This is a genomic window from Anaerobacillus sp. ABR4_321, assembly GCF_056158505.1.
The window spans coordinates 3,974,739-3,991,638 of sequence record NZ_JBSWTK010000001.1 but is presented as its reverse complement, the minus strand read 5'-3'; the positions used below and the strand labels follow the sequence as shown (position 1 = coordinate 3,991,638).

12 protein-coding genes are annotated in these 16,900 nt (G+C 42.0%); 11 read left to right on the top strand and 1 reads right to left on the bottom strand.

The window, feature by feature from the left end; all coding sequences use genetic code 11:
* The first annotated feature begins 71 nt into the window (after window positions 1–71).
* The 6 genes from ACXADT_RS20950 (at window position 72) to ACXADT_RS20925 (ending at window position 6,951) form a co-directional block, all read left to right on the top strand.
* Window positions 72–1,676, top strand: coding sequence for an ATP-binding protein (locus tag ACXADT_RS20950; protein WP_474832732.1), 1,605 nt, complete (start codon window positions 72–74; stop codon window positions 1,674–1,676).
* Window positions 1,666–2,358: a response regulator gene (locus ACXADT_RS20945; RefSeq protein WP_474832731.1), complete on the top strand. Its 693-nt coding sequence runs from the start codon at window positions 1,666–1,668 to the stop codon at window positions 2,356–2,358. Before ACXADT_RS20950 ends, ACXADT_RS20945 begins: the two co-directional genes overlap by 11 nt.
* A gap of 134 nt (window positions 2,359–2,492) precedes the next feature.
* Window positions 2,493–3,494 (top strand): TAXI family TRAP transporter solute-binding subunit, encoded by a 1,002-nt coding sequence (locus tag ACXADT_RS20940; RefSeq protein ID WP_474813852.1) that lies wholly within the window; start codon window positions 2,493–2,495, stop codon window positions 3,492–3,494.
* The gene (locus tag ACXADT_RS20935) at window positions 3,487–3,984 is read left to right on the top strand and encodes a DUF1850 domain-containing protein (RefSeq protein WP_474832729.1); all 498 of its coding nucleotides are present in this window, start codon (window positions 3,487–3,489) and stop codon (window positions 3,982–3,984) included. The genes ACXADT_RS20940 and ACXADT_RS20935 overlap by 8 nt, the downstream gene beginning before the upstream one ends.
* Before the next feature lie 15 nt (window positions 3,985–3,999).
* Window positions 4,000–6,144, top strand: a complete 2,145-nt coding sequence (locus tag ACXADT_RS20930) for a TRAP transporter permease (RefSeq protein ID WP_474832727.1) — start codon at window positions 4,000–4,002, stop codon at window positions 6,142–6,144.
* A 15-nt stretch (window positions 6,145–6,159) separates the two neighbouring features.
* Window positions 6,160–6,951, top strand: a complete 792-nt coding sequence (locus tag ACXADT_RS20925) for an SDR family oxidoreductase (RefSeq protein WP_474832726.1) — start codon at window positions 6,160–6,162, stop codon at window positions 6,949–6,951.
* Window positions 6,952–6,964: 13 nt separating this feature from the next.
* On the opposite strand, the gene ACXADT_RS20920 is transcribed toward ACXADT_RS20925, so the two are convergent.
* On the bottom strand, window positions 6,965–8,563 hold the full coding sequence (locus tag ACXADT_RS20920; protein ID WP_474832724.1) for an ATP-binding protein: 1,599 nt from the start codon (window positions 8,561–8,563) through the stop codon (window positions 6,965–6,967).
* Between the two features lie 348 nt (window positions 8,564–8,911).
* Between ACXADT_RS20920 and ACXADT_RS20915 the strand changes: the two genes are divergently transcribed.
* From ACXADT_RS20915 to ACXADT_RS20895, 5 genes are all read left to right on the top strand, one after another.
* A complete protein-coding gene (locus ACXADT_RS20915) occupies window positions 8,912–10,759 on the top strand; it encodes a histidine kinase (protein ID WP_474832723.1) in 1,848 nt (615 codons plus the stop codon).
* Window positions 10,734–11,372, top strand: coding sequence for a response regulator (locus tag ACXADT_RS20910; protein ID WP_474832722.1), 639 nt, complete (start codon window positions 10,734–10,736; stop codon window positions 11,370–11,372). Before ACXADT_RS20915 ends, ACXADT_RS20910 begins: the two co-directional genes overlap by 26 nt.
* Window positions 11,373–11,549: 177 nt before the next feature.
* Window positions 11,550–14,009, top strand: a complete 2,460-nt coding sequence (locus ACXADT_RS20905) for a S8 family serine peptidase (RefSeq protein ID WP_474832720.1) — start codon at window positions 11,550–11,552, stop codon at window positions 14,007–14,009.
* A gap of 150 nt (window positions 14,010–14,159) precedes the next feature.
* Entirely contained in the window at window positions 14,160–15,575 is a 1,416-nt protein-coding gene (locus tag ACXADT_RS20900) for a DUF2254 domain-containing protein (protein WP_270180747.1), read from the top strand.
* A 385-nt stretch (window positions 15,576–15,960) separates the two neighbouring features.
* On the top strand, window positions 15,961–16,896 hold the full coding sequence (locus tag ACXADT_RS20895) for a CobW family GTP-binding protein (protein ID WP_474832719.1): 936 nt from the start codon (window positions 15,961–15,963) through the stop codon (window positions 16,894–16,896).
* Window positions 16,897–16,900: the final 4 nt, after the last annotated feature.

The following is a 16,900-nucleotide window of genomic DNA, read 5'->3' as shown; positions in this document are numbered from 1 at the left end:
ATCATAGATAGCGAGAATGAAACGAGGTGTTACTAGCATTTGAGCTAGAGACTTTGGAAGGACGTTCAGTTATGAGAAGGGTTATATCGATAAAGTGGAAAATCATGATCTTTTCGTTTGGCGTCGTTTTCTTTTCGATCATTATTGCAGGAGTGATTGCAGCTGGAAAGTTGTACGACCAGACAGAAGAGAGACTGGGAGAAAGAGGTCTGATCACAGGACGTACGGTTGCGAATCTCCCAGAAGTGCAGCAATCTCTCGTACAAAGTGAAGGATGGGAAACACTCAACCCGATCGTGAATAGAGTCAGGACGATCAATGGCTCAGACTATATCGTGGTGCTTAATTTGAACCGTATCCGATATTCCCATCCAGTTGAAGAAAAGCTTGGAACCGTATCTTCTGGAAAAGATGAAGGTGCGGCGTTTGCTGAACACAGTTATGTTTCAAAAGCAAAAGGTGAACTCGGCGTTTCCATACGATCGTTCGTACCGATCATGAATGCCGAACATGAACAGATCGGTGTTGTGATTGTCGGTAACATCATGCCGAATCTCGTAACGGTCCTTTCTAGTATAAAATCTGAACTTGCACTTATCGCCTTACTCGTACTTGGGTTTGGAAGTGTCGGTTCTTGGCTTTTGGCAAGAAGAATTAAGCAAGAAACCTTTCAGCTTGAGCCACATGAGATATCGAGGCTTCTCGTTGAGCGGACGGCAACATTTGAGGCGATGAACGAAGGCGTCATCGCGATCGATTTAAATGGAAAGATTATGATCTTCAATGATAAAGCAAAGAGGATTTTAGACATCGCTGAGGAAGTGACTGACCTGCCAGTGGAGGAAGTTATAAAGGGGAAGCTCCTTTCGATCTTAAAAAGCAAGGATCGCTTTGAAAATGAAGAGACGACGGTTGGTCAGAAAGTATTGTTGATCAGTAAGGTACCGATCATTGTAGAGGGTATTGAAGTTGGTGGCGTAGCCGTTTTTCAAGATCGAACGGAAGTGGCGGCGATGGCAGAAGAGTTAACGGGTGTTAAGAATTTCGTTGAGGCATTGCGAGTGCAAAATCACGAGTCCCTGAACCGTCTCCATACGATTGCAGGTTTGATTCAGCTTGATGAAAAGGAAAAAGCACTCGACTATGTTTTTGATGTGTCACAGCAAGATGAAGATCTTTCAAACTTTCTAAGCAAGAGAATCAATGACTTTCGTATTTCAGGGTTGATTCTTAGTAAAGTTAGAAGAGGGAAAGAGCTCGGTATCAACGTCACAATCGACCGTGATAGTGTGTATAAGAAGAATCCCATTTTATTAGATAGTCATGATCTTGTCCTGATTTTAGGTAACTTGATCGAAAATGCCTTTTATTCTTTTCATGAAGTGAGTCGGGAGGATAAACTGATCCATCTTAGTATCATCGGTGATGATGATGGTCTTTATCTATCAGTAGAAGATAATGGGTGTGGCATGAAAGACGATATACAAGCAAGGGTTTTGGAAAAAGGGTTCTCGACGAAAGGAAAAGACGGAAATGGACTTGGCCTATACCTTATTAATCGAACAATTGAGAGGACAAATGGGACAATGAAGCTCGTTTCTTATGAGGATGAAGGAACGAGTATCGAAATTGTTATTCCAATGAGCACTGAGGGGAGTGAGCATGATGACGATTAGCGTTTTATTAATAGAAGACGATCCGATGGTGCAAGAGGTGAATAAGCAATTTATTAAAAAGATCGAAGGTTTCACAATCATAGGAGTTGCAAGCACGGGTGAGGAAGGCCTGAAACTTGTTAAGGACTTGAAACCGGATCTCATCCTGCTCGATGTCTACATGCCTGAGCAAAATGGACTCGATATGTTGAATAAGCTAAGAAACGAAGGAAGCCTTGTCGACGTGATCGCCATCACAGCAGCGAACGACCGCGATACGATTCGAACCATGCTTCATAATGGTGCGCGAGACTATTTGATCAAGCCTTTCAAATTTGAAAGGTTTCGGCAAGCGCTCCAGGATTTTAAAATGTATCAAGAGCAGTTAAGTGGGAGTGGTTCAATTTCCCAATACGAATTGGACCTGATTAAATCGAACGGGAAACCGATGTCCAAATCGAGAGGTGAACAACTTCCAAAGGGATTGAATGAACAAACGCTTCGCCAAATATTACGTTATTTGGAAAAGCAAGAAGACGCACTTACGGCTGAAGAAACTGCTGATGGCGTCGGAATCGCTAGAGTTACCGCTAGGCGCTATCTCGATTTCTTGCAGAAGTCAGGACAAGTAAAAATCGAAATCCAGTACGGAGGTGTAGGGAGACCTCTTAACCGGTATACGTTGGTAAGCCTATCTAAATAAGATAGCCAAAGGGATTTTCACTTTGGTTATTTTTTTATGACCAAAAAGACCAAAATGTCCAATATGTTCTAAATATTCAAAATTAATAATGTAAACGTTACCATAAATGAAGAATATAAGAAGCGGAGGGGTACATGTTGAAAACAAAAGTTTTAGGGATTGTGTTACTTGCACTCGCGATGATTATTTCTGCTTGTGGCGGTGGCAGTAATTCAGCAGGTGGGGATAATGGTGAAAGTTCTGGCTCATCTCAATCTCTCGTATTTGGTACGGGAGGCACGTCAGGTACATATTATCCAATTGGTGGAGCGCTCAAGCCAATTTTTGAACAAAGTGATTCGATCGGAAACATTACCGTGGAATCGACTGGAGCTTCAGTAGCAAACATTCAGAACATCCAGGATGGATTGAACCAGATGGCGATCGTAATGAGTGATGTAGCATATGACGCTGTTGAAGGAAAAGGGCAGTTTGAAGGCAATAAAGTAGATGTACAAGCACTAGCAGGCATGTACCAGAACGTCGTACAAATCGTAGCGACAGAAGATAGCGGTATCGAATCTGTCGAAGATTTGAAAGGGAAAAAAGTTGGTGTTGGTAAGGTCGGTTCAGGCGTTGAACAAAGTGCAAAGAAAGTTCTTGAAGCAGTGAACTTAACGTATGACGATATGTCGAAAGTAACGCATACAGGATATGCGGATAGCGTTCAAGAAATGAAGAATGGAAATTTAGATGCAGCATTCTTTACTTCTGGCGTTCCTAACAGTAATATCACGGATCTTATGCAGCAAAACGATATCACGTTCGTTGAGATCAAAGGTGAAACTGCAGAAGCGCTGAAAGAAAAATATCCGTTCTACAAAGACTACACGATTCCGGCAGGTGACGAAGCAAAATATAACCTTGATAATGAAGTTGTCACTGTTGGAATTCAAAATATGATCGTCGTTTCAAAAGACCTCGATGAAGAGACAGTGAAAGATCTAACAAAACGTTACTATGACTACCTTGGTACCGATGAAGTCGCTGTAGGAGCGCTAAAGCAGCTCGACCGAGATGAAATCGCGAAAGGTCTCATCGCACCGCTCCATCCAGGTGCAAAAGCATTCTATGAGGAACAAGGAATACTTGAATAGAACGAAACGGGGGCATCGTCAAGATGCTCCCCTTTTTCTAACGTTGTTCTTCCTTTTAGCTCTCGTTTTGTTACTCGCTATTCAAAAAGATGTGTTGTTAGTTGAGGAAGAGAACGAGGTGATCGATGTGTTTCTCACTGCAGATACCTTTTCTGTGAGGTGGGAGCATTCTGTCGAGAAGGAAGAATGGGAGGAATTTTTTAAAGTCGAAGGATCAGAACTTATAGTGACTCATACTCGGTTTAAAACGTTCGGAGCTGGTGTACCCAGTCATGCTGGTAAAAAGACGTATATCCAAGATGGCTGGGTGTACATGACAGGACTCGATCAGTCGGTCGATGATAGCCTGTTTATTCGAACCGGTGACGAGACGAAACACCGATTAACAGTAGCTGGACAAAGCGAGAAGCTTAAGGCAAACAGTTCCTTTCACATAACTGTTAAAAAACTTAATCTACTAAGAGCTTTGCTAGTAAAACTTACATGTTAGGTGAGGTGCATGATCGTGAATAAGAAAAATGTAGAAGAATACGACCGCGAGAGCAACGTCCGGTCGACTGATAACGGAATTCTAAAAGTCGTGATTACCGTGTTAGCAGCTGGTTTAGCATTGTTTCATCTCTATACCGCTTATGCAGGGTCGCTCGTTGATATTCAACAGCGAAGCATTCATTTATATACGTTGATGGCACTCGGGTTCCTCATGTATCCATTTCTTAAGAAAAAGGCCGGAAAAGGTACGCCGATCTACGATTACATATTGTTTGGACTTGCGATGGCTGCTGGTGTGTACATGTTGTTTACGGCGGAAAGAATCATTCAATCCGGAGGACAGATCAACACGACTGATTTCATCGTAGGGATTGTGATTATCGTTCTTTTATTCGATATTACGAGAAGGGTGACCGGATGGGGACTTACTTTACTAGGTGCCGCGTTTCTTGTGTACGGGTTTTATGTAAAGCTATCGATCTATCCACAGTTGACTGAGCAGGTCGTCTTCAGTGTATCGAAGCAAATCATCTCTCAGATTGTATTTATAACAGAAGGAATACTTGGGACTGCAATCGGCGTATCAGCGAGCTACATCATTCTCTTTATTCTTTTTGGCGCATTTTTGAGCCGATCTGGGATGGGACAGCTTTTCAATGATCTTGCACTAGCTGTAGCAGGTCACACAAAGGGTGGCCCAGCAAAAGTCGCTGTTATTGCGAGTGGCTTCTTAGGTTCGATCAATGGTTCAGCGATCGCGAACGTCGTAACGACAGGTGCCTTCACCATTCCATTGATGAAAAAGATCGGCTATCACCGGAACTTTGCTGGAGCTGTTGAGTCTGCAGCGAGTGTTGGTGGGCAAATCTTACCTCCGATCATGGGAGCGGCAGCATTCATCATGGCGGAAAACTTGAATGTGCCTTATACAAAGATCATTCTTGCAGGGATCATCCCCGCGCTTCTTTTCTATATCGGAATACTGCTTCAAGTTCATTTCCGCGCAGCAAAACGCGGCTTAAAAGGGTTGCCGAAGACAGAATTACCTACTGTTAAGGAAGTGCTCGCAGAACGTGGGCATCTGATCATTCCAATGCTCATCTTGCTTTACTTGCTTTTCTCAGGAAAAACACCGTTCTTTGCAGCGTTTTGGGCGATCATTGCGACAGTCGTGATTTCCGCATCAAAGCGGATGCTTCCGGTCATTTCGTTACTAGGATTATTCTTGATCTTCCAACCACAGATTACATCGCTTCTTTCAGGAAGTGCTAGCCCGAATTTACGAGGCGACTGGTGGGAGCTGTTGTTGATTATTGCGGTTCCATTCGTCATCAATGTGTGGAGACGAATGCTGAATTTGCAAGCTGAAGAGATTGGCATCGTAGATAGTGTTCAGGCGTTAGAAGAAGGTGCGAAAACGACCGTTCCTGTCGCGATTGCGTGTGGAGCTGTTGGAATCGTCGTTGGGATCGCATCCCTTACAGGAGTTGCGCTTGAAATCGCAAATAGTATCGTAAGTATTGGTTCGATGGTCAATAGTCCATTGATCCAGCTTGTTATTACGCTTCTTCTTGCTATGGTGACATCGATCATACTAGGTATGGGTCTACCTAGTATTCCAACATATATCATCACAAGTACGATGGCCGCACCGATCTTATTGCAGCTACCGCTCTTCAGAGAGTTGGCAGGATCACCAGAAACAGCAATTTTTGTTGCGCATATGTTTGTATTTTACTTCGGAATCTTTGCGAACATCACCCCTCCTGTTGCACTCGCAGCATTTGCAGGGGCTGGTATAAGTGGAGGAGATCCGAACAGGACTGGTTTCCAAGCGATGAAGCTAGCGATCGCAGGATTTATCGTTCCGTTTATGTTTGTTTTCTCTCATGAAATGTTGATGGTCGATGCAACTGTGATGAACATCTTGTTGATCGCAATCACATCACTGATCGGTGTGTTTTTATTATCAGTTACAGCAGAAGGGTATTTCCTCACATCACTTTCTGGCTGGATGAGACTCATTACAGGAATCGGAGCCATCCTCTTGATCTACCCTGGTCTGATTACGGATGCGGTTGGAGCGATCGTCTTTATTTTAGTCATGGTCACGAATATTAGTAGAAACAAAGCGAATGAAGAAACGATATCGGCTTAAGAAAGGACTGATTCGATGGATTTAGGATTAAAGGGAAAATCGGTTGTCGTTACGGCTGCTAGTAAGGGACTTGGAAAAGCAACTGCACTAGCTTTTGCGAGAGAAGGTGCTCGTGTCATCATATCGAGTCGGAACAGCGAAGAACTACAAAAAGCATGTGAAGACATTATTGCAGTGACTCATAATGAAAATGTTTCTTATCACATGTGTGATGTGAAAAAAGCAGAAGACATCACAGACCTCATGAACGTTGCTGTTGAGAAAAACGGTTCGATCGATGTCTTGATCAACAATGCTGGAGGTCCTCCAGCTGGTGGGTTCGAGCAGTTTTCGGATGAGGACTGGCAGAGTGCATTCGAATTGAATCTATTGAGTTTCGTAAGAACATCTCGAGCAGCAATCCCACAAATGCAAAAGGCAGGAGGAGGGCGAATCGTGAACATCGCGTCTTCTTCTATCAAACAGTCATTGGATAACTTGATTCTTTCAAACACGTTTCGAGCAGGAATCGTAGGGTTAGCGAAAAGCTTATCACAGGAATATGCAGAGGATAACATCCTTGTAAACACTGTCGGTCCTGGGAGAATTGCGACTGAACGAGTGGAGCAGCTTGATGGCATACGTGCTGACAAACTAGGAGTAGCGGTAGAAGAATTAAAAGCACAAACAGAACAGTCGATTCCGATCAAGCGTTATGGGGAGCCTGATGAATTTGCTAAGATGCTCGTCTTTCTTGGATCTGGGGCCAACACGTATGTAACGGGGCAATCGTTCGTTGTCGATGGCGGACTAGTAAAAGCTCTATAAAGAGAAAGAAGACTCAACTGATGTTGGGTCTTCTTTTTGCATCGTATGGGATTGAAATGTGAATGGAAGTGCCGGTCTCATCAGAAGAACCGACGGAAATGGTCCCGTTGTGAGATTTTACGATATCAGAACAAATCGAAAGACCGATCCCTAGGCCTTTATCTTTTGTACTATAAAATGGAATACCGAAGTTTTCGATCTCTTCTTGAGACATGCCACTTCCTTCATCATTGATCGTAATCACAACTTCCGAGTCATGGAATGTGAGACCGATCTCAATATCTCCGCCTTCAGACATCGCGTCGATGGAGTTATTGATGAGATTGATCAATACTTGTTTGAACTGTGATTGATCGATATATAAAGGAACATGGTCACCTGGATCCTTAAAGTAGAGGTTTACTTTTTGTTTCTTAGCAGTGCACCTCATTAGCTTAACGGTGTCACTGATAATCGTGACAAGGTCACAATTTTTCTTCTGACTTCCACCTGGCTTTCCATATAGAACAAACTCATTCACGAGATCATCGATTCGTTCTAGCTCAGATTTAATGATTTCCATATGTTTCGCTTGTCGTACATCAACATCAAGGATCTTTGTAAGTCCGATGATAGAGGTCAGAGGGTTTCGAATCTCATGAGCGAATCCCGCACTCAGCTTCCCAATCGCTGAAAGCTTCTCAGATTGTACGACTTGGTTTTGAAGTTCGATATAAGAAGTGACGTCTTTGAACTGTCCGAAGGCACCGATCAAGATGCCCTCATTAAAGAGAGGGAGGATATCGAACAATACGGTTTTATGATGTTCTGAAAAAGTGATTTCGACATTCTCAACTGGTTCCTGCTCTTTAAGCACATGCAAGAAGCATGGCGAAATATCTGGTAAGATCGTAATCAATTCCCCTACTGCCGATGCTTTCTCTCGTCCAGTGATCATCTCTGCGCTTTTATTAAAGCTGCTGATGACGCCGTCTTTGTTCGTAATCACGATACCAAGTGGAGTAGTATCCATCAGCACCTGGTTATTTATATGAAGTTCTTGGTTTTGTTTCTGTGTGTTGATTTCTCTTTCGATCGAATCAACGGCTGATGAGAGAAGCCCTAAGTGAAATTCGGACGCATGGTCTTTACTCGTCATCAACGAGACCGTTCCAGCCGTTTCACCCTTTTTTATTGTAAAAGGAACAGAAAAACAAGCAACGTTCCGGAAACAATCATGGTAATGATCATCACCGATCAACTGGATGGGTTCTCCATACTTAAGTGCGAGAATGATAGAGTTGGTTCCTGCTTCTTCCTCATGAAATCGAATTCCGTTCCTTATTCCGAGGGTAGTGACCATCCTTTGAATGCTATCATCTCCATATGAATCCAGCACGTGCCCCTCTGCATCTGTCGTTACGATATAAGTCGGCGTCCCCGATAAGAAACTGATCAGCTTCTGCATGAATTCTCGTATCGTTGACAGTGACTGTCCGTACTCTAGTTGTCTTTCTTTAAGTTGTTCTGAAGAAAGAGAGTTTGTTAGAACAGGAATCGTTGTAGGATCTAGTGCGTACACATGCCTGCATTTATATTTAGATGTCTCGATGTAGTGTGTAGGATGGCTCATAATAATCCTCTTTCCTTGCGAACTGTAATACCCTTATTGTAAAGGAATCCGCGGTGAAAGAAAAATCCTGCAAACAAAGTCTTCCGTACTACTTAAGTACTAACAGATTTATATCCTTTGTCGAATAGGTTGGTTTGCCTCATTCTGACATAATGGAAATTAACAAACCCGTTCTATACGGGTTGGCCCGGGATTGGTTAGTGGTGTCTCTCCATTTGACCAGTTCCGGGTTTATTTTATGTTCCTATTCTTTTATGAAGTAAAGCAAGGTTTTCTTTATTAAGTCGTGAGAATCGTGTAAAATCATAATATGATAGAAAATTCAGATTAAAGAGTGGGGAGAATGGTATGGGTCAGACGTCTCATCTTCAGAAAAAAGAAAAATACGCAAAGTGGTTTATGTACTTTGTATCAGTTGTTGGATTAGCAGCGTTTGGTTGGATGGTGTTTCAACTGTCACCGCCAAGTAATTGGTGGGTGTTTTTCCTACTTGCTAGTTTCATAGTTGTTACAGAGTATTTTCCAATTGCGATATGGAAGGGGTTCACGTCCCTTAGTTTTCCACTCCTCTATACCCTCTTTCTTCTTGAAGGTCTTCCACTTGCGGTCGTTACATACGCTTTAAGTATTATCGTCGTCAACATTATTCAACGAAGGCCGCTACGTATCATATTTTTTAACCCTTCACAATTGATCATCAGCTTAATCGGAGCAGTTTTTCTTGCTCAGGTCGCATTGGAACAATTTCAGTTTGAGCCTTATTCTTTTAGCTATATTTTAGCGTTAACATTGTTCTTCTACTTCATCAATAACGTTCTTGTTGATCTTGTCTTGCTTATCCGTCCTCAGCCGTATACCGTGCAGCTATGGCGAAAAAAATTCACATCTGAATCCATCAGTGCTGTGATTTCGATTGTTTATATTGCGATCATGTTTTACATCGGGAATCAAAACCGAGGTGTGATCGATGTGTTTTCTTACTTCTTCTTTTTCTCTCCGCTAGTTGGATTAGCATTACTAAGCTCGATCATCGTAAGACTTCAAGCTGAGCGAAATCGGATGACTGCGCTTTTCGCAATCTCTACGGAATTAAATAAATGGCTGCCAACAAAGGATTGGGTTCATTCTATTAAAACGAGTTTGAATGAATTTATTGAAGTCGATGCAAGTGTTCTTTGGGTAAAGGAAGAAGGAGAGTGGATCGTTCGATTTCAAAATGGACAGGTTCAACATGATCATCCTTTAACTGCTCAGGAAGTAGCCGAATTTGAATCGATTGAAGATCTTGTCGTCTATCAAAATAAAAAACAAGAATCAGGGTTGCTACCGTCCTGTTTTAATAGCGGATTGAATTCGTTCGTTTTTGCTCCGATCATTCTAGAAGGAAATTCCCTCGGGATGTTTGCTGTAGCACGGAGCAGAACGAAAAGTTTCAGGCAAGAAGACATCCAATCTGTTGCGACGCTTGCGAACCAGCTTGCTGTAGTCATTAAAACGAGGATGCTGATTTTTGAACAAGAAAAGCGGACTGTGCTCGAAGAACGAAACCGGATTGCACGAGATATCCATGATGGTGTAGCACAGTCGCTCGCAGGAGCCGTGATGAAGCTTGAGACAGCTCACCGAAAATTTTATCAAAAGCCAGCTGAAGCACATTCAATCATTCTCGATAGCCTTGATAAATTGCGATTTAGCTTAAGGGATATCCGAGAATCGATCTATGCCTTAAGACCTTACGAGACAGAGAGAGTCGGTTTGAAGCAGGCGATTATTAAAAGGATCGACGTGATTAAGAGAGATTTCAAGCTCGATATTACGTTTGAAGAGAGAGGGAAACCGATCTCACTTAGCCCTATGGTGGAAAAGGTTATGTTCGATACGTTTCAGGAAAGTGTACAGAATACGATCAAACATGCCGCTGCTACAAAAGTAACGATCCTTCTTAGCTATCAAAAAGAACATGTATTATTGAAGATGACAGACAACGGTGTAGGCTTTTCTCTTCTAGATGCGATGGTCAAAGCAAAGAAGGATCCACATTTCGGTATACTCAGCATGAATGAACAAGCAGAGAAGATCGAAGCTTCGTTACAAATCGATAGTAAAGAGAATGAAGGAACGGAAATTACATTAACGATACCGAAGCTAGGTCTTGAGGGGGGAATGGAACATGATCAACGTGTTGTTAGTGGATGATCACGCTGTATTAAGGGATGGTATGAAAAACATTCTCGAAATGGAAGATGATATTAACGTAGTCGGTGAAGCGGTGAACGGAAACGAAGTAATGATTCAACTCTCGGCGTGCAATCCTGATGTTGTGCTTATGGATATCAACATCCCAGACAAAAATGGCATCGAACTGACTGCCATCTTAAAAAAGGATTACCCGGATGTTAAAGTACTCGTCTTAACGATGCATAGTCATGACGAGTACTTTATGGCAGCCATTCGAGAAGGAGCGGATGGGTATTTGCTTAAGGATCTACCTTCTGAACAAGTAGTAGAAGCAATACGAACGGTTGCAAAAGGCGAATCAATCATCGATCCTTCTTTAACAAAAAAACTACTAGGGTACTATAATCAAAAGCAAGAATCTAAAAGTCAAACGGAGCTAACCGAGCGTGAGAAAGAAGTATTGATTTGTCTCGTCAGTGGAATGAGCAATAAAGAAATAGGTGAAAAGCTTTTTATCAGTGATAAAACCGTCAAAATCCATGTTAGTAAAATCTATAAGAAGCTCAATGTGAAAAGTCGTTCTCAGGCGATTATCCATGCGGTGCAAAATCAACTCGTGCCACTACCATAATAACGGTCATGAAAGCCAGGTTTTCTTAAGGAGAACCAGGCTTTTTTTGACTACGCCATTGGTACTATGGGGATATAGTCCTTATAGGTCGGAAATTACATCTTAAGTGGAATAGCTAAATCGTCCCCCATTCAGGATAATAAAAGAAAGAGAATATTCTGAATGGGAGGAAACAAAATGAAAATAAAGTCACTATTACTAGCGATCCTATTAGTAGTTTCTACGCTTTTTGGCACGACGCTACAAACGTCTGCGACAGGAACGGATTCTAACGCAACAATCGGCTCAACGCTTCAAGAGATGATGAAGAAGCAGCTAACAGGATTGGAAGTAATCGTCACCTTTCACGGCGACGGGGGACCCACTTCATCACAGTTAGATGTACTTACCCAATTGGGGATTGCAAAACGGTTATCGTTTAAAAGCTTACCGATTGCAGGGGTAATCGCCACTGCCGATCAAATTACTGAACTAGCGAAACAACCTGAAGTGCGTTCGATCTATTTTAATGAACAACTAGAATATGAGAATGCTGATTCAACTGCACTTACAGGAGTCGATCGTGTCCGAGTCGACGATGCGATGAGGCAAGCGAATGGCGGGTTGCCTGTATCAGGTAAGAACATTGGCGTCGTCGTAAACGATAGTGGCGTGGATGGTACGCATAGTGATATTAAGTTCGGTGATCATCTTGTACAAAATGTACTAGCTTCAACGAATTTACATTCTCTAAATGAACTAGCTCCCGTTACATACGTTGAAGATGTACCAAACACGGATAATAATTCTGGGCATGGGACTCACGTAGCAGGTATCGTAGGAGGAAACGGAGCAAAATCAGCAGGTAAGCATGAAGGAGTGGCACCTGGGGCGAACTTGATCGGGTATGGCTCTGGAGCTGGTTTAGCAATTCTAGATACGATCGGTGGTTTTGACTACGCGTTAACCCATCAAGCACAATACAACATACGAGTGATTACAAATTCATGGGGAGCGACGAGTGATTCAGGAACAGATTTTGATCCTGAAGATCCAATCAACATTGCAACGAAAAAGCTATATGATCGCGGTATCGTAACAGTCTTTTCTGCTGGTAACTCTGGGCCCGCTGAGTCAACGATCACTGGTAATTACAAAAAAGCACCATGGGTGATCACGGTCGCAGCTGGGGATAAGCAAGGTAATTTGGCTGACTTTTCATCAAGAGGCGTGAAAGGGAAAGGCGGTACAGTTACAGTAGATGGCGAGACGTTCGAATGGGTGGATGAGCCAACGATCACGACCCCAGGAAAAGACATCATCTCGACTCGTGTGATTTCACCAACGACTGGGCTTTCAGCCGATAAAGATGCAGAAATGATTGAGCCAGCATACCTCCCGTATTATACGACGATGAGCGGGACATCGATGGCTGCACCACATATGGCAGGGATTGTAGCCCTTATATTGGATGCGAACCCAGAACTATCTCCACTTGAAGTAAAACAAATCGTTCAAGATACAGCAACGAACATGCCAGGATATGAAGCTTGGGAAGTTGGCGCAGGCTACGCTAACGCTTATGCAGCGGTAGATAAGGCGTTTCATCAATCGAAAGAATATGGCCAAACACTAAATGCTACGAATACGTTTAACGCATCAGTAGATATGGAAGTGAAACGAGAGCCTTTCACAATCGATTACAGTGCAGCAAATGACAATACGTATGAGTTCGAAGTTGAAGAAGGAACAACAGAAGTTGTGGCTCTTGCAAATGCAAAGGGATTACTCGGTGAAACAGGAAATACGATCAATCTTGTGCTCACGTCTCCAGACGGAACGGAGTATAGCTCAGGAATTTCAGCTTTATTCACGCTCTACACAAATCGCACTGTTCAAGTAACAGCACCTGAAGCTGGAACATGGATAGTTGAACTGCAAGGATTAAATGGATTAGCTCTTCCGGAATCGATCGATGGGGAATTAACCTTTAAGAAAGCGAATGGATTCAAAGGGTTGAATGATGTTAGTGGACACCCTGCAGAATCAGCGATCAAAGCGGGTGTGTCTGAAAGACTATTAGACACTGATAAAAGAGGGAACTACAAACCAGACAGTAAGCTTAAGAGAATCGACCTTGCGAAATTCTTAACGATGGGCGCTGGTGTTGTGCAATCACTGCCTTCTTCAGGAGATAATTTCAGCGATGTGAATTCAACAGACCTTGCTTATGTAGAAGCTGTGACTGCGACAGGTGCGGCACTGAAAGACATAAATCAAGATGACGCAGGTATCATGCTTGGAACGGATGGAATTTTTAATCCTAAAGGCACGGTTTCAAGAGCAGAGCTTGCTTATTCTCTCGTACAAAGCCTTGGTCTAGAAAAAGAAGCGGCATCAACGAACGAGCAGATAACGGTTCAGTATAACGGTGAGCGAATTCAGCTTGAAGACGCTTCAGAAGTACCGACTGAATTAAAAGGCTATGTTCAGCTAGCGCTCGATCTAAACATCCTTAACGCATATTTTGATGTGACTCAGGGTCCATATGATTTAGAGCCAACTGTAACGGCTTCCTTTGCACCAACGAAGGAGGTTACGAAAGGTGACTTTGCAGTAGCGATGACCCGTTTCTATGCAGCGTATCTCATGCCATAACATACCGAAAACACGACTCCGGATAACGGGGTCGTGTTTTATTATTTTACTCATTTTTCATAAAGAAATATGAAAAAATCAGGTTAATTCACTTTTGTGCAGGGTAGAAATAGAAGTATTTAAAACTTTGAAGGGTAGATTGGTGATTATATGGGGTTGTTATACTACATTAAGAAATACTTTAAGATGTCGAGGCGTCAACGGAAAATTGAGTTGAAATCGACGCTATGGTTTATGCCCCTTTGGTATATTCTTGGAGCGATCGGTTTATCTGTCTTCACCTTTTATCTTGATTATGTAATTGATATTAGCTTATATCTGCCACCCGCAATCGGTTTTAGCGGACAGACCTTGCAAGTGCTTCTAAGTGCGCTAGTAGGCGGCGTACTGACCTTAAGTGCGTTTACAATCAACTCCTTACTCGTCGCACTGACGACGTTCAGCGGACAGTTTTCTTCCAAAATGCTTGTAAACTTTGTTAGCGATCGAGCGACACAACACGTGCTAGGTATTTTTAATGGAAGCTTTATCTATGTGCTTTTAAACTTCTTATACGTTACACACGGAGAAGAGGAGTTTATTGTTGCGACACCTGTTCTGTCTATTTTAACTGCGATTACGGCTGCAGTGACATTCATTTATTTTATTAACCATACAACAACTTGGATGCAGGTTCATAACATTAGCTTTAATATGAATGCCAAGTCAAAATCCGTTCAGGCATCTCTTGAAAAAGAGTTACGTTCATACCATCTTGAGAAGGAACCAGAATCTCTTCCATCTGAAACGGATGGCAAGATAATCAAAGCGAATCAATCTGGCTACCTGCAAGTTGCGGACTTTTCAAGACTGATCAAACACACGAAAAAAGATGATGTGTTATTAAAGTTCAACGTAAGAATTGGGGAGTTCGTATTAGAAGGTACACCGCTCTTTACTTATTGGGAATATGGACAACGTATTCATCCAGAGCGGTATTTAAAGTATGTGGAAGTAGGCGTCAAGCAAACTGAAATACAAGACTTAGAGTATGGATTGACTAAGCTTGCTGAAGTAGCGATCAAGGCGTTGGGTCATAATGATCCTTTAACAGCAACGAATACAATTCATCAGATCGCTGATTTGTTGAAGACGATCGGGCAGACGAGAAACTTCTCTCCTTATCTTTTTGATGAGGATGAGGATCTTCGAATCATGTTAAACCAGAAGAACTTTCCTTATTTCCTTCATAAAGGCTTCGCTTCCATTCGTGAGTACGCTAATCAGAACTCGACAGTTATGACGGAGCTGTTAACGATGATCGCTCTCATGAGTAAAACGATGGATAAAGAGGTCCATCATGATTTGTGGGAATTTGCCCGCCAGACGATATTAGGATTCGATAATTATAGCTTGTATGAAAATGACTGCTTGTATATTCTCGAGCAATTATCTGAGGTTGCGAAGAACACGGATCATCAACAAGATTATCTTTTCCTCCTTGAATATATGTTGCAGCGAGTGAGTACGAAGAGCGCAGCTGACCTGCCTTCACTTAGCTTTTTAGAAAATGAAGGACAGCGGTAAATGGATCACTGTTATTAAGCTAGTGTTTCTTATGAACACTAGCTTTTAGTTTGTTTAAAAACCTAGCATTTCCTTACAGGAATAAACCTTACTTTGATTTACTCTGTAAAATCTTTCAATGTGAAACAGCGTTGTATAAATCGTAATCTTTTCAGTTTTAACAGTATAAGAAGTACCGTTTTCTTACCCACCGCTAGCTGTAAAAGCAACTACGAACATTAGTAATCCTAGCAATTACCTAGTTCCCGATGTCATCAATAAAGATCCTCTTGATCGTGCTGTATGTTATAATATCGTAACAATTTCGATTTGCAAATCAAAATCGTTACGATTCATGTTATGATGTTAAAAGTTAAAAATTAATGAAATGAAAGGAATACATAAAATGACATTACCAGTGTATATGATCAGTGGTTTCCTGGGGAGCGGGAAGACCACGACTCTTCTACATATGATTAAAGAGAGTAAAAGGAGAGGGTTAAAAACAGGAATCATCTTAAACGAGTTGGGAGAAAAAAATGTTGAAGCAGATTACTTTGAGGGACAACACATCAAGCAGTTACTTAATGGCTGTATATGCTGTTCGATCCAAGACGACTTAAAGGAAACACTCAGATCGTTTAAAGATGAAGAGATTGATTTACTGTTAATAGAAGGGACGGGCGTTGCGAATCCAAGAGATATAGAAGATGCTTTACTAAGTCCAGAGTTCATCGAGTGTTTTGACCTTTATTCAATGATCAGCGTAGTTGACGGGAGTAGCTTTCTTGAATTCCAAAACATCTTCTCAAGTAACAAAGAAGTACGTAAACTGCTACATGAACAAATCTCTTGTGCGACCATGGTTATCCTTAACAAAGTTGATCTTACAAAACCCGGAGCGCTTTCAAAAGTAGAGAAGAAGATCAACGGCATGTTGAAACAAGATGTACCGGTATTCCAAACATCCTTTGGAGAAATTGATAGTGAGGAACTATTCGAGAAACGCTATATGCGTTCGAACTTGAATTCACGACAAACGGATCCACATCGCCATAACCACTCTACGATTCGCTCGATCAAAATAGAAGATGTCCCTACCTTGAATCGTATTCAGCTAAATAAATGGGTAGAAAATTTACCGAAAGAGGTCTTAAGAGGAAAAGGAATCGTAGAATTTAAGGAGACTCCTGGACAATTTCTAATTCAGTTTTCTTCAGGTAAATTACGTTTTGAACGAATAAAGAGTAGAGAAGAGTCGAACGTGATCATCTTGATTGGTGACGGGTTGAACGTTGAACAATTGAATACTAGTTTACAAGAGTTAGCAACAGGGAGCTGAGCTT

Bases quoted from the DNA above. Each gene is read 5' to 3' on its own strand.
- ACXADT_RS20950 (WP_474832732.1), top strand. From the start codon at position 72: ATGAGAAGGGTTATATCGATAAAGTGGAAAATCATGATCTTTTCGTTT.
- ACXADT_RS20945 (WP_474832731.1), top strand. From the start codon at position 1,666: ATGACGATTAGCGTTTTATTAATAGAAGACGATCCGATGGTGCAAGAG.
- ACXADT_RS20940 (WP_474813852.1), top strand. From the start codon at position 2,493: ATGTTGAAAACAAAAGTTTTAGGGATTGTGTTACTTGCACTCGCGATG.
- ACXADT_RS20925 (WP_474832726.1), top strand. From the start codon at position 6,160: ATGGATTTAGGATTAAAGGGAAAATCGGTTGTCGTTACGGCTGCTAGT.
- ACXADT_RS20920 (WP_474832724.1), bottom strand. From the start codon at position 8,563: ATGAGCCATCCTACACACTACATCGAGACATCTAAATATAAATGCAGG.
- ACXADT_RS20915 (WP_474832723.1), top strand. From the start codon at position 8,912: ATGGGTCAGACGTCTCATCTTCAGAAAAAAGAAAAATACGCAAAGTGG.
- ACXADT_RS20910 (WP_474832722.1), top strand. From the start codon at position 10,734: ATGATCAACGTGTTGTTAGTGGATGATCACGCTGTATTAAGGGATGGT.
- ACXADT_RS20905 (WP_474832720.1), top strand. From the start codon at position 11,550: ATGAAAATAAAGTCACTATTACTAGCGATCCTATTAGTAGTTTCTACG.
- ACXADT_RS20900 (WP_270180747.1), top strand. From the start codon at position 14,160: ATGGGGTTGTTATACTACATTAAGAAATACTTTAAGATGTCGAGGCGT.
- ACXADT_RS20895 (WP_474832719.1), top strand. From the start codon at position 15,961: ATGACATTACCAGTGTATATGATCAGTGGTTTCCTGGGGAGCGGGAAG.